This window comes from Kitasatospora sp. NPDC088264, assembly GCF_040685715.1.
Classification (GTDB): domain Bacteria; phylum Actinomycetota; class Actinomycetes; order Streptomycetales; family Streptomycetaceae; genus Kitasatospora.
Window position 1 is genome coordinate 62,535 of record NZ_JBFBIR010000024.1, and the last position, 12,904, is coordinate 75,438.

Here is a 12,904-nt window from a genome sequence, read left to right on the forward strand (position 1 = left end):
GAAGCCGTCCGCTAGCGTGACGGCCATGTCCCCCGACCCGGTCCCCACCGCCGCCGTCCGTCACCCCGAGCGCCCGCTGCGGATCGCCACCGTCCAGGCCCAGGCCGTGGCCGGCGACATACCCGCCAACGCCGCCCAGGCCGCCGAGTTGATCCGCGAGGCCGCCGCGGCCGGCGCCCGCCTGGTGCTGTTCGCCGAGAAGTTCCTCTCCGGCTACGAGCCCGAGCTGATCCGCACCGACCCGCTCAAGTGCGCCGTCCAGCCCGGCGATCCGCGCCTCGCGCCGATCGCCGAGGCCTGCCGCGAGACCGGCACCGCCGCGATCGTCGGCGCCGCCGCGCAGATGGGCGACGAGCTGCGGGTCTCCGCCTTCGTCCTCGGCCCGGACGGCGGCCTCGTCACCCGCTACGACAAGCAGCACCTGTTCAAGACCGAACGCGACTACTACCGCCCCGGGGCGGCCGGTTGCACCCTGGAGCTGGACGGCTGGCGGCTCGGCCTCGGCGTCTGCTACGACTCGGGCTTCCCCGAGCACGCCCGCGCCGCCGCACTCGACGGCTGCCACGCCTACCTGGTCGGCGCGCTGTTCAGCGTCGGCCACGGCCACCACGAGTCCCGCACCTGGTTCCCCGCCCGCGCGCTCGACAACACCCTCTACACGGTGCTCGCCAACCACATCGGCCACACCGGCGGTTGGCACACCTGCGGCGGCAGCGCGGTGTGGGCCCCGGACGGCCGGCTGCTCGCCGAGGCGGGCGAGGACCGGCGCGAACTGGTGGTCGTCGACCTCGACCCGGCCGTCCTGCGCGCCGCCCGGGAGACCGAGACCATGCTCGCCGACCTGGCCGTCGCCGGCGCCCGCCCGGCCGCCCCGCGCGCCCTCTTCACCCTGGCCTGAGCCGGTCGACCTCCGTGCCCGGCCGCTCCGGGCAGGCGGGGTGGCCCGGCCGCTCCGAGCCGGGTGCGCTGGCCGGTCAGGCGGTCCGCATCGCGTCCACCACGGTCATCCGGCCGACCCGACGGGCTGGCAGGACGGCGGCGGCGAGCCCGGTCAGGACGGTCAGCCCGAGCGCGGCCAGCACCAGCACCACCGGCGGGCCGCCGACCGTCCCCACCGTGGAGGTGAGCGAACGCGCGGCCGCCCAGCCGTAGCCGACGCCCAGTCCGGTGCCGACCAACGCCCCGGCCAGCGACAGCAGCACCGCCTCCAGGGTGAGCATCCGGCGCAGCTGCCGCCGGGACATCCCGATGGCGCGCAGCATGCCGATCTCGCGGGCGCGTTCGCTGACGCTGAGCATCAGGGTGGCCGCGACGCCGAGCCCGGCGATGGCGACCGAGAAGGACAGCAGGGCCATGCTGACGGTCGTCATCCGGTCCAGCAGCAGCCGCAGCGTCTCCACCTGCGCGCCGGTGTCGGTGACGGCCACCTCCGGGTGGTCGGCGAGCGCCCGGTCCAGCGCCCGGCGGGCGGTCGACCGGTCCTCGCCCGCGCCCGGGCTGATCCAGACCGTGGTGACGGCCGCGCCGGGGGCGAGCCGGTCCAGGGTCGCGGGGGTCACCAGCAGCGTCGCACCGGTCTGCAGGGTGAACGGCAGGCTGCTGCGTCCGGGTTCGACCCGCAGGTCGGTGCCGGGCCCGCCCGCCGGACCCCCGACCCGGCGCACCCCGCCGCCGCCGAGACCGCTCAGCGCGGCGCCGTCGGCGAGCGCCCCGGCCTGGTCGACGCCGTCCGCCGAGGGGTTGAGCCGGGCCAGGTCGGCGGCCGCGACCAGGGTGGGCCGGCCGTCGAGTTCGACGGTGGCCGAGCGGACCGGCGTGACGGCGAGCCCGCGCTGCGCACCGAGCGCGGTGACCGCCCCGGCGGGCAGCGCGCCGCCCCCGGTGACGACCGCCGAGAAGACCCCGGGCTGGCGCGCGGACACCGCCGGCACCAGGGAGTTGGAGGTGATCTCCAGCGCGGTGACCGCGCCGACCATCACGGTCACGCCGAGCAGCAGCGCCGAGCCGGTCGCCCCGGTGCGGCCCGGGTTGAGCCGCAGCTGCTGGGTGGCGAGCCGCCCGGCCGTCCCACCGAGCCGCCGGGCCGGGCCGCCCAGCACGCCGACGACGGCGGGCAGCAGCCGGTCGGCGAGCCGCAGCACGCCGAAGAAGCTGACGATCGCGCCGACGGTGACCGCGAGCAGCGACAGCGGCGGCGGGGCCACCGCGCCGGCCACCAGCAGCGCCGTCCCCGCGCACAGCAGCACCGCCGTCCACACCGCCGCCCGGGCCTTGGCCGCCCCGCCGACCGGCCCGTGCGTGCCGCCGAGCGCGGCCACCGGCGGCACCGCCGCCGCGGCCTTCGCCGGGCCGCGGACGGCCAGCAGGGTGAGCAGCACGCCGAACAGCCCGGCCAGCGCGCAGGTCAGCGGGGCCGGCGCCAGCGAGAGGTGCACCGGGCCGAGGTCGAGCGTGCCGACGACCACCGTCCCCGCCGCGCACAGGCCGACCCCCAGCAGCACGCCCGCCGCCGAGGCTCCCGTCCCGAGCAGCAGCCCCTGGCGGCGGATCAGCCGGCGCAGCTGCCGCCGGTCGGCGCCCACGCAGCGCAGCAGGGCGAGTTGGCGGGTCCGCTGGGCCAGCACCACCGTGAAGGTGTTGCCGACCACCATCCGCGCCACCGCGAGCGCGATCAGCACGAAGGAGAGCGCGGCGATCAGCACCACCCCGTAGAGGGTCCGGCTCTGCCGGGTCGCCTCGGTGACGGAGGCGTCTCGGGTGCGCACCTCGACGCCGTCGCCGAGGACGGCGCGCAGCGCCTCGACGGTCCGGGCCCGCGAGGCGTCCGGCCGGACCCGGACGTCCAGCTGGGCGGTGGTGACGCCGGTCGCGTACTGGGCGACCGCACCGGCCGGGACGCCGACGATCGGGCGCCCGGCGAGGCTGGGCGCGCCCCGGCCGTCCAGGACGCCCGCCAGCCGGGCGGTGGCGGCGGAGCCGTCGGCCCGGGCCAGCCGCACCTCGGCCCCGGGGGCGGCGTCGAGCCGGTGCGCGGTGTCGGCGTCGAGCAGCACCTCGCCGGGCCCGGCCGGCCAGTGGCCGCCGGTGAGCAACTGCCAGCGCAGCGCCGGGTCGTCGGCGACCGCGCTGACCGCGGCGGTCTGGTCGAGCGGGCGCCCGTCGGCCGTCAGCACCGATCCCTTGCCGACCAGTCGCGGCGCCACCCCGGCCACCCCGGCCGTCCGCCGGGCCCGCTCGGCGGCGGCGTCCAGCCCACCGCCGGCGGCGGTCCTGGTCACCTGCACGTCGCCGGGCCCGACCTCGGCGGCCGCGGTCTGGCTGAAGGAGTCCACCAGCGCCCCGCTGCCGCTGACCGAGGCGATCAGGAAGGCCACCCCCAGCGCGATCGCGGCCCCGCTCAGGAGCAGCTGCCGCAGTTGCCCGCGCAGCTCGGCCACGGTGTATCGGTACGTCGTCATCGCTCCCCGGCTCGTCCGCCCTGACCAGGCACGACGCACTGGCAGGGGCCTCACCGAGCCTAGGGTCCGCACCCGCCCCGGCCCGTCAGCACGAGGTCTCCTCGATGATCACTCCGAGGACGGACGGCCGACCGCGCCCCCTCCTCCCCGAGAGGTACGCCGCCCCCGACCCGGCCCGGCCCCGGAAACGCCGTAGGCCCCCCGCCCTGGTGGGCGGGGGGCCTACGGCGACACACGCGTCTCTGGTGCCCCAGGCAGGATTCGAACCTGCGACACCGGCTTTAGGAGAGCCGTGCTCTATCCCCTGAGCTACTGAGGCGAGGATCCGCCGGGGAGCGACTGCATCCCGCAAGCGGATCCGGGGGCGGCCGGCCCGAGGGCAAGCCGCTACCGGCTCAGTGTAGCGGGTCGGGCGGCGCCCGGGCGGCGGCTTCGCGATCTTGCCGAGAACGGGGCCGGACGTGCCGCCCTCCGGGCTCCGACGGGGCGTCGGGGCGGGCGGTGACGGCTGCCCGCCGGGCCGGGGGCGGTGCTCAGCTGCGGGAAACGACCATCTGGGCGCTGCCGTCCGGCAGGCCGGCGGCGGCGACCTTCTGCCCGCCGAAGGAGGTGCTCCACCAGCCCTGCCAACTGCCCGAGGCGTAGCGGGCGTTGTGGTAGACGACGCCGTCGTTGCCCACGGCGATCAGCTGGGCGTCGCCGTTCGGCATGCCGGTGATCGCGAAGCTCCCGGACTGGAAGCTCGCCGCGCCGGCGTATCCGTCGACCACGTTCCAGTCCTGCCAGGAGCCGCTCGCGTAGCGGGCGCTGTGGTAGATCTTCCCGTCGCTGCCGGTCGCCAGCAGCTGGGTGTCACCGTTCGGCATTCCGGCGATCGCGACGTCCTTCGCCTGGAAGGTCGCGGCGCCGACGCCCGCGACGGCGTTCCAGCCCTGCCAGGCGCCGTTCGCGGAACGGACGTTGTGGTAGACGTTGCCGTCGTTGCCGGTGATCAGTACCTGCATGCTGCCGTCCGGCAGTCCTGCGGCCGCGATCTTCTGCGCGCCCCAGTCTCCGATCGGCAGCCAGCCCTGCCAGGCGCCCGAGGCGTAGCGGGCGTTGTGGTAGATCTTCCCGTCCTTGCCGATCGCCATCACCTGGGTGTCGCCGTTCGGCATTCCGGCGATCGCCTCGGCCCGGGCCGCGAACCGCGCCGACCCGGCGTAGCCGTCCAGCGGCGCCCAGCCCGTCCAGGATCCGTTCGGGTAGCGCGCCGTGTGGTACAGGTTGCCGTCGGCACCGGTGGCCAGCGTCTGGGTCGAGCCGTCCGGGGTCGCCGCGATGGCGTCCTGCGAGCCGTTGAAGAAGGCCGAGCCGGCGTAGCCGTCCAGCGGGCTGAAGGACGTCCAGTTGCCGTCCACCAGGCGCGTGGCGTGGAAGAGGTCGCCGGCCTTGCTCACCGGCGCGGTCGGCGACGGGTACGGGTTGGCGTGGTCGGTGCTCAGACCGCCGTTGCACTTCGCCGCCCAGGCCCCGGCGCCCTGGCCGGCAAGGATCCGCTCCGCCGTCAGGATCTGCTGCTGCTTGGTGGCCTGGTGGGGCATCGGCGCGTACTGGGTGCCGCCGTACGCCTCCCAGGTGCTCTTCGTGATCTGCAGGCCCCCGTAGTACGGCCAGCCGGCCTTGTAGTAGCTCCAGTCGCCGCTGCTCTCGCACTGCGCCACCCGGTCCCAGGTGGCCACCGAGGCCGCCTGGGCCGAGCCGGCGGCCACCGTGGACAGGCTCAGGGCGGCGAGGGCTGTGAACGTGAGGAGGGCTGCGCGGGGTCGGCGGGAGGCGCGGGACATCGTGACCTCTTCTCGGAGGGGCGGTACGGCTCGCGCGGGTCGGAGCCGGGGGCGAGCGGCGAGACGGCAGGAGAGCGGCGGCGAGGGGGCCGGCCCACCGCGGCGGGGCGGCGGTGGGCCGGCGGGTGGAACCGGCGGGCGGGGACGGTCAGTTGTAGGTGCCGCCGATGGAGACGGCGTAGTGGTTGCCGCTCACGCCGTTCAGCTGGATCGGGGCCGCCGGGTCCCAGCTGCCGGAGCCGTCGCGGATGGTGTGCATGATCCGGTCGTCGTTGGTGATGAAGACGGCCTGGAACTCGCCGTCGATGTTGGCGGCGCTGACCCGGTTGGCGGTGAACGAGCCGATCACGGGGGCGAGCTCGGCGAACGGCTGCCACGTGCCGTTGCCGTAGCGGGCGCCGTGGAACTGCTGGCCGTTGTTGTTCACCACGACGATCTGCGCGTCGGATCCGGTGCCGGCGACTGCCACGTCCTGGGCGGGGCCGACGTTCCCGGCGGCGTCGTAGACGTTGCCCCAGGCCGACCAGGAGCCGCTGACGGCGCGGATGGCGTGGTAGACCGTGCCGCCCGAGACCGTCACGACCTGGAGTTCGCCGTTGACGCTCGCGGCCGAGGCGCTGGTCACGGCGCCGCCCGCCGGGGTGATGTCGCCGAACGGCAGCCAGGTGCCGTTCGCGAGCCGGGCGGTGTGGAAGAGCTTGCCGTCGGCTACGGCGACGACGTGCAGGTCGCCGCCGATCGAGACCGCGGAGACCTTGGTGACGTTGCCCAGCCTGTTGGTCTGCGGGCCGATGTCGGTGAAGCGGTCCCAGCTGCCGCCGGAGCGACGGATGGTGTGGTAGATGTTCCCGTCGCCGCCGACGGCGAGCAGGTGGGTGTCGCCGTTGATGCCGGCGTCCGCGATGGACTGGACGCCGCCGATGTCGCCCGCGACGCTCTCCACGTTCCCGAAGCCGGTCCAGCTCCCGTTGGAGGAACGGGTGGTGTGGAAGACGTTGCCGCCACCGTTCACCACGACCTGGGCGCCCCAGCCCACGGCCCCCTGCTTCGGCGGCAGCGGGGTGCTGTCGACGGTCTTGTCGTAGCGGAAGGGCTTGAAGCCGCCGCTGATCAGGGAGCTGCGCGAGTAGTTGATCTTGCGGGCGGTCAGGCCCGGCCGCGGCTCCTCGTAGACCACGGCGGTGTTGTGGCTGCCGTCGGTCCAGCCGGCGAACAGCACGACGTGCGTGCTGATGTTGTCGATCATGTCGCCGGGCTGCAGGTCGTCGAGGCTGCCGAGCTGGGTGGAGATGTCGTCGAGGGTGGAGGTGACCCGGCTGGAGCCGAGGTGCCAGGCCATCGAGACCAGGCCGGAGCAGTCCTGCCGGTAGGAGCCGTTGCTGTCGCTGTGCCAGAGGCTCTGGCTGTACGGCACCGCCTGGTCGACCCAGTTCTGGGCCCGGGCGATGATCTCGGAGCGGCTGATCGGGCCGTTGACGGACGAGGTGCCGACGGCCTGCGCCGGTGCGGTCAGCGACACGGTGGAGACGACCGCGCCGAGCGCGAGGGCCCCGGCGAGGGCGACGTTGGCGAGCTTCGAACGGTTGGCGGACATGGCGGACCTCCGGACGTGGTGGACGGGGTTGGCGGCTGGGCCCGGCTTCGAGGTGCTCGGGGCCCGACGGTGACGGGCGGCTCACGCGGCGCGCGGATTCCGGTCGGCTGCCCTGCGGGAGCAGCCGGCCTGGCGGCGGTTCGACGCGCTGGTTCGACGCGCTGGTGCGGGGCGCTGCGGGGTGCGGCGCTCGGCGAGGCCGGGGTACGGCGCTCGGATCGGCCTGCCTCGGGAGCGGGCCCGGCGGGACGGCCGCCCCGCAGGAGCAGCCGGTCGATGGGGCCCGGCGGGGCCGGGGCGAGGTGGTGGGGCCGTCAGCCCCGGACAGGCGCTAAGAAGCAGCCGCGGCGGCGGCCCGGCCTGCGACGGCGAGGGTGGCGACCGCGGTGGCCTCGGTCATGACGGTGCGGAGCATGACGGTGTCCTCTCCTGCTGCGACGTGAGGGTGGGATCCGGTGGCCGCGTCCCGCGGTGACGCGCTCTCCGGTGCCGCCCTGAGCGGTGCTCCCTGGCGGCGATCACCAGCTTCGTCGCCGCTCAGCGGCGGTGGAAGGGACTTCGGCTGGACGGAAGTGGCCCTGGACCGTTCCGGCCAGGAGCGGTCGGCGTCCGCGCCGGGGCCTGGTCGGGACCGCGCCTGGCCGGGTCGGGACCGGGTGGGGGTGCGGGTGCCGACGAGGGGTCAGAGCGGGTCAAGTAGCCTGCCGGAAAAGTGTTCGACCGCCTTGCCGCGCCGTGCGAAGGAGACGAAGGACCCGATGAGACCTGCTGGGCACCCGGTGGTGCGACTGCTGGGGCAGGTGTGGGTGTGGCCCGCGGTGGTGATGCTGGCGGTGGGCGGGTACCGGCTGGGGACGCCGGAGCTGTGGCGGGACGAGATGGCGACCTGGACGGTGGCCACCCGGTCGTTGGGCGACCTGCTCCGGCTGCTCCAGCACGTGGACGCCAGCAACGGGGCGTACTACCTGCTGATGCACGGCTGGACGACGGTGTTCGGCGACTCCGTGGTGGCGCTGCGAATACCCTCCGTGCTGGCGATGGCGGGGGCGGCCGCGTTCGTGGCGCTGACCGCCGAGCGGCTGTTCGGCAACCGGGTGGCGGCGGTCGGCGCGGGGCTGCTGTTCGCGGTGCCGCCGGAGGTGTCGCGGTACGCGCAGGAGGCGCGCGCGTACGCGCTGGTGACCTTCGCGATCGCGGCGGCCACCTGGTTCCTGGTGCGGGCGCTGGAGCGGCCGACGTGGCGGCGGTGGGCGCCGTACTGCGCGGCGATGGCGGTGGCCGGCGCCGGGCACCTGATCTCGTTCAGCACGGTGGCCGGGCAGGTGGCGCTGGTGCTGCTGCACCTGTGGCGCACGCGCGGGGCGGCGGAGCGGCGGCTGCTGTGGCAGTACCCGGTGGCGGTGGGGGTGGCGGCGGTGCCGGTGCTGCCGGTGGTGCTGCTCGGCAGCCGGCAGTCGGACCGGCAGCTGGGCTGGATCGAGACGCCGAACCTCGGGGGCCTGGTGCACTTCGGCCAGCACCTGTTCGGCTCGCACACGGTGTTCTACGCCTTCGTGCTGCTGGCGCTGCCGGCGCTGCTGCTGCCGGGCCGGCGGGTGCAGGCCGGGCAGGCGCTGCTGCTCGCGGAGCTGCCGGTGATGGGCGTGTGGGTGGTGTCGCAGGGCGGCACCTCGTACTTCATCGAGCGGTACATGCTGTTCACGGTGCCCGCGTGGGCGGTGCTGGCCGGGGGCGGGGTCGGCGCGGTGTACGGCGTCGCGGCGGCCTGGGCGAAACGTTTCCGCGCTCCGGGACCGGCCAGGGCGGCGGTGGGACTGCTGGCGCTGGGACTGCTCGCCGCCCCGGCCGTGGCGGCGCTGCCGAAGCAGCCCGCGGTGCGCTACGTGGGCTCGCACAACGGGTCGGAGGAGCCGTTCCGGGCGGCGGCCGGGGTGATCGCCGCGGGCTACCGGTCCGGGGACGGGATGGCGGCCCCCCTGGGCAACCAGGCCTGGGCGATGGTGTGGCCGGGCGTCAGCTACTACCTGCCGTCGGACGTCCACCCGTACCCGGTGTTCGTCGCGCAGAGCGCCGACGACGCGGAGGACCTGTCGCCGACGCCGTGCCCGCAGCCGGAGGCCTGTCTGGGGCAGGCGGCGCGGATCTGGCTGCTGGTCCTCGGGGACACCGAGGACCCGCTGACCACCATGCCGGAGGACCAGGCGCAGGCTCTCCGCACGCAGTACGGCGCGCCCGACCAGGTCACGCCGCTCGGCGGGTTCACGGTCGCGCTGCTCGACCGCGACAACTGACGGGACGAACCCGGAGCACGCGACAACTGACGAGCGAGACCCGGAGCACGCGGAAACACGACGGAGGGGGAGCCGGGCGAACCGGCTCCCCCTCCGTCGTCGCGGTGTCAGAGCGTGCGGGTCAGCCGGGACTGGATGGACGGCGGGTTCAGGTCGGACTGAAGGGCCACCGGGACCTCCGTCTTGTCGTCGCCCGCGCCCACCCGCAGCAGGCCGACCTCCTGGCCGGCCTTCGCGGTGTGGCCGAGCTTGGCCGCGTCCAGGGTGACCGTGCCGGTGATGCCCGGGAAGCCGGCCACCACGAGGTCCTTGGTCGCGACGACCTGGACCTTGCCGCCGAGGCCGTCGTCCACGGTGCCGACGACGTCGCCCTTCTTCACCACGGTCTGGCCGGTCAGGCCGCCCTGCGCGGCCTGGATCTGCTTGCCGCTGACCTTGAGCACGGTCGGCAGGATGCCGTCGCCGGGGTTGGGCGAGGTGGCCTGCTGGCCCAGGGTGACGCCGATGATCAGCCGCTTCACACCGCCGATCTCCTTGTAGGCGGCCCACATCAGGCAGCCGCCGGCCGGGGTGCTGGAGCCGGTCTTGACGCCGATGACCCCGGTCTTCGGGTTGATCAGGTTGTTGGTGTTGGAGATCTTCGCGTTGTTGAAGTTGGTCTCCGGGGTGGAGACGATCTGCCGGAAGATCTCGTCCTGCATGACCTGCTCGGCCAGCTTCAGCTGGTCCTTGGCGGTGGACTTGGTGTCCGCGAGGAAGCCCGCCGGGTCGGCGTAGGTGGTGTTGGTCATGCCGAACTTGGCCGACGTCTCGTTCATCAGCTTGACGAACGCGTCCTCGGAGCCGGAGTGGAAGCGGGCGAGCAGCCGGGCCACGTTGTTGGCCGAGGGCAGCATCAGCAGTTCCAGCGCCTGGTACTCGGTGAGCACCTGGCCCTCGGTGAGGGTGACCCGGGACTCGTCGACGTTGCCGGACTCCTGCGCGGCCTGCTTGTCCACGGTGATCTTCGGGCCGCTCTCCCCCTTCTTCAGCGGGAACTTCTGGAGGATCAGGTAGGCGTTCATCACCTTGGTGACGCTGGCGATCGAGGACGGCGTCTCCTGCCCGGAGCTGCCGAGGCTGCCGACGCCGACCACCTCGGCGGCGGACTGGCCCTTGGCCGGCCAGGCGAGGTCGAGCTGGTCGCCGGCGAAGCTGAAGCTGCCCGCGGCGGACATCCGCACCTTGGCGTCCGGCAGCGGACGCAGCAGCTGGGCCACCACCGCCGCACCGAGCACCACGGCGAGGAAGGCCGTCCAGATGGTGATCCGCTTGAGCGCGCGGCGCAGCGGCGAGACCGGGCGCGCGTTGAGGGTCGCCAGGACCTCCATCGCCTCGGCGGTGTTCTCCGGCGCGGGCGGCGGCTCCGGGAGGGGCAGCGGCTCGGGCTTCGGCAGCGGCGGGACGGGCGGCACCGGCCGCGGGTCGGGGGTGGGCAGTGGCTCGGGGGCCGGGGCGGGGCCGGGCACGGGGGCGGGAGTCGGCTTCGGCAGCGGCTCCGGACCGGGCTGCGGCTCGGGTTCGGGGAGGGGCTTGGGCGCCGGGTGCGGCTCGGGCACCGGCTCCGGGACGGGGGACGGCTCGGGCTGCGGGGTCGGCGCCGGGGGCTCGGGCACGGTGCCGGACGCGGCGGCCGCGGGGGCCACGGCGGCGGCGGACGCGGCGGCCGCGGGGGCCACGGCGGCGGCGGAGGCGCGCGCAGGCGCGGGCTTGGCCGGCCCGGCTGCCGCCTCGTCCGGTTCGTCGCTCTCGGGCGCGGCGGGTGCGGCGGCCTCGGCGGGTGTGGCGGCCTCGGCGGGTGCGGCGGCCCCAGGCGTGTCGCCCTCGGACGCGGCCTTCCCGCCGGCCTCCTTCGCCCCCTTCTCCGTGCCCTTCTCCGTTCCCTTCTCCGCACTCCCCGCCACGGCTCCCGCATCCGCCGCGGCCGTCCGCATGGCGAGACGCGGGTCGGTTCCGGTCGGCCGTCCGGCCGCCTTCTCCTCGCCGTCGGAGGCCGTCACGGCCTCCGCCTCCCCGGCCGCGACGTCGGAACTTCCGTCACCGGCGGGCCTGGTCAGCTCCTCGGGCAGCCGCAGCGCGGTGGTCGCACTGTCCACCGGCAGCCGCAGCATCGTGGTCTTGCTGTCCACATCCCGGACACGGAGCTGTACGGTCGAGCCGCGCTTGGCCCCCGCCGCCGGCGTGTCGCCGGGGCCGGTCTCGGCCTCCCGGCTGCCGTTCGGGTTGCCGTCCGGAGCACCGTCCGGGTCCGGACCCGCACCGCCGGCCGTCCCGGTCCGTTCGCGTTCGCGCTCCTGCGCCCGCTCGCCGTCCCTCAGCACCCTGTCGGGGGACTCGCCCACGTATCCCAGCCTCCTCAACGCCCGGCGGGGCACCGGCAGACCCGATTTCGGGAAGCCGACGCCCCGCCCCGTGTACCTGTACAGTCTCCGCCACCGCCGGCCGATCCGGCCGCGCACACCCCGCCCGACCGGCGCTTATTGCCGTCGCACGGGCGTACTGCGGTCTGTTCACCGGTCAGACGCCGGGCCCGCCGCCCCTGGTTCCCCGCCTCCACCGCAAGGTCACGATTCGGAGGCGTACTCGACAAGCCCGTGTGAGAGGCGTCACCCTGTCTCTCATCCACGCGGGGAGGCTTGGATGGGCAAGAGCCGCAGAACTGTTCCCGAGGAACTCTTGCTGCTCGCTTTGGACCCGACCACGGGTACCACGGCGCAGCCGCAGACCCTCGACCTCGGACTCGCCGGGGCCCAGCTCGTCGAGCTGTCCCTGGCCGGACGGATCGTACCGGAGGGAGACCGGATCGCTGTCGTGCTCGCACGGCCGACCGGCGACCCGACCCTGGACCACGCACTGGAACTGCTGCGCCGACGCGGCAGTCCGGTCCGCGCGGCGCACTGGATCGGCGGGCCCCGGCTGGGGCTGCGGCAGACTTACCTGGCGCACCTGGAGCGCTGCGGCATGGTCACGGCCGTGCCGGGCCAGGTGTGCGGGGTGCTGCCGACGACCCGCTATCAGGCGTCGGACGACTGCACCAACGCCGCGATCAAACAGCGGCTGGACACCGCCATCCGCACCGGCGTGCCGCCGGACCCGCGGACGGCGGCGCTGGCGGCCCTGGCCCATTCCGTGGGCCTGGGCAAGCACCTGTATCCGGGCAACGAGGGCCGGTCCTCGCGGTCGCGGCTGCGCGACCTGATCCGGTACGACCCGCTGGGCGGGATGGTCGCGCACGCCGTGATGGACGTGCAGAACGGCCTGCCGGCGCAGCAGAACCGTTCTGCCCAGGGTTCCGGGACCGGTACCGGCACCGGGCGTTCCGGCGCCCGCGCGGCGGGCCGGGGCTCGGGGCGGGTCGCCGCCTCACGGGTCGGCGTCCGCTGACCGGGACCGCCCGGGCGCGCGGGACACCGCACCGATCGCCGTACGGCCTGCGCGGCACGTGCAGCCCGCACGGCCCGTACGGCCCGTGACGGCGGGCACCATGGGCCCGGCGGGCACCACGGGACCGGCGGGCACCACGGGCACCACGGGCCCGGCGGCACCTCCACCGGCGCGCGCCGCCCCGTTCACGCCGCCCGACGGCGCTGAGCAACGGCGCTGAAGGACCCGACGCACCACCGAAGCAGCACCCGCACCACCAGGAGCACGGAGGGGCGGTCGCCCCGCGACGGAAGTCGCCCGGCGACCGCCCCT

General features: G+C 75.1%; 7 protein-coding genes and 1 tRNA gene. 3 read left to right on the forward strand and 5 right to left on the reverse strand.

Annotated elements, in window-relative coordinates; genetic code table 11:
* Positions 1–25: 25 nt before the first annotated feature.
* Entirely contained in the window at positions 26–898 is an 873-nt protein-coding gene (locus AB0O82_RS20255; protein ID WP_363585364.1) for a carbon-nitrogen hydrolase family protein, read from the forward strand.
* A 76-nt stretch (positions 899–974) separates the two neighbouring features.
* Here AB0O82_RS20255 and AB0O82_RS20260 read toward each other — a convergent pair whose 3' ends face one another.
* From AB0O82_RS20260 to AB0O82_RS20275, 4 genes are all read right to left on the reverse strand, one after another.
* Positions 975–3,458 (reverse strand): ABC transporter permease, encoded by a 2,484-nt coding sequence (locus AB0O82_RS20260; protein ID WP_363585365.1) that lies wholly within the window; start codon positions 3,456–3,458, stop codon positions 975–977.
* Between the two features lie 243 nt (positions 3,459–3,701).
* Positions 3,702–3,777 (reverse strand) — tRNA-Arg (locus AB0O82_RS20265).
* Positions 3,778–3,991: 214 nt separating this feature from the next.
* Entirely contained in the window at positions 3,992–5,284 is a 1,293-nt protein-coding gene (locus tag AB0O82_RS20270) for a transglycosylase family protein (RefSeq protein WP_363585366.1), read from the reverse strand.
* 148 nt (positions 5,285–5,432) lie between these two features.
* Positions 5,433–6,878 (reverse strand): hypothetical protein, encoded by a 1,446-nt coding sequence (locus AB0O82_RS20275; RefSeq protein WP_363585367.1) that lies wholly within the window; start codon positions 6,876–6,878, stop codon positions 5,433–5,435.
* 758 nt (positions 6,879–7,636) lie between these two features.
* Here AB0O82_RS20275 and AB0O82_RS20280 point away from each other — a divergent pair.
* On the forward strand, positions 7,637–9,169 hold the full coding sequence (locus AB0O82_RS20280; protein ID WP_363585368.1) for a glycosyltransferase family 39 protein: 1,533 nt from the start codon (positions 7,637–7,639) through the stop codon (positions 9,167–9,169).
* A 107-nt stretch (positions 9,170–9,276) separates the two neighbouring features.
* On the opposite strand, the gene AB0O82_RS20285 is transcribed toward AB0O82_RS20280, so the two are convergent.
* The gene (locus AB0O82_RS20285; RefSeq protein WP_363585369.1) at positions 9,277–11,550 is read right to left on the reverse strand and encodes a hypothetical protein; all 2,274 of its coding nucleotides are present in this window, start codon (positions 11,548–11,550) and stop codon (positions 9,277–9,279) included.
* Positions 11,551–11,848: 298 nt separating this feature from the next.
* Here AB0O82_RS20285 and AB0O82_RS20290 point away from each other — a divergent pair, with 298 nt between their 5' ends.
* Positions 11,849–12,592: a GPP34 family phosphoprotein gene (locus tag AB0O82_RS20290; protein WP_363585370.1), complete on the forward strand. Its 744-nt coding sequence runs from the start codon at positions 11,849–11,851 to the stop codon at positions 12,590–12,592.
* Positions 12,593–12,904 lie beyond the last annotated feature (312 nt).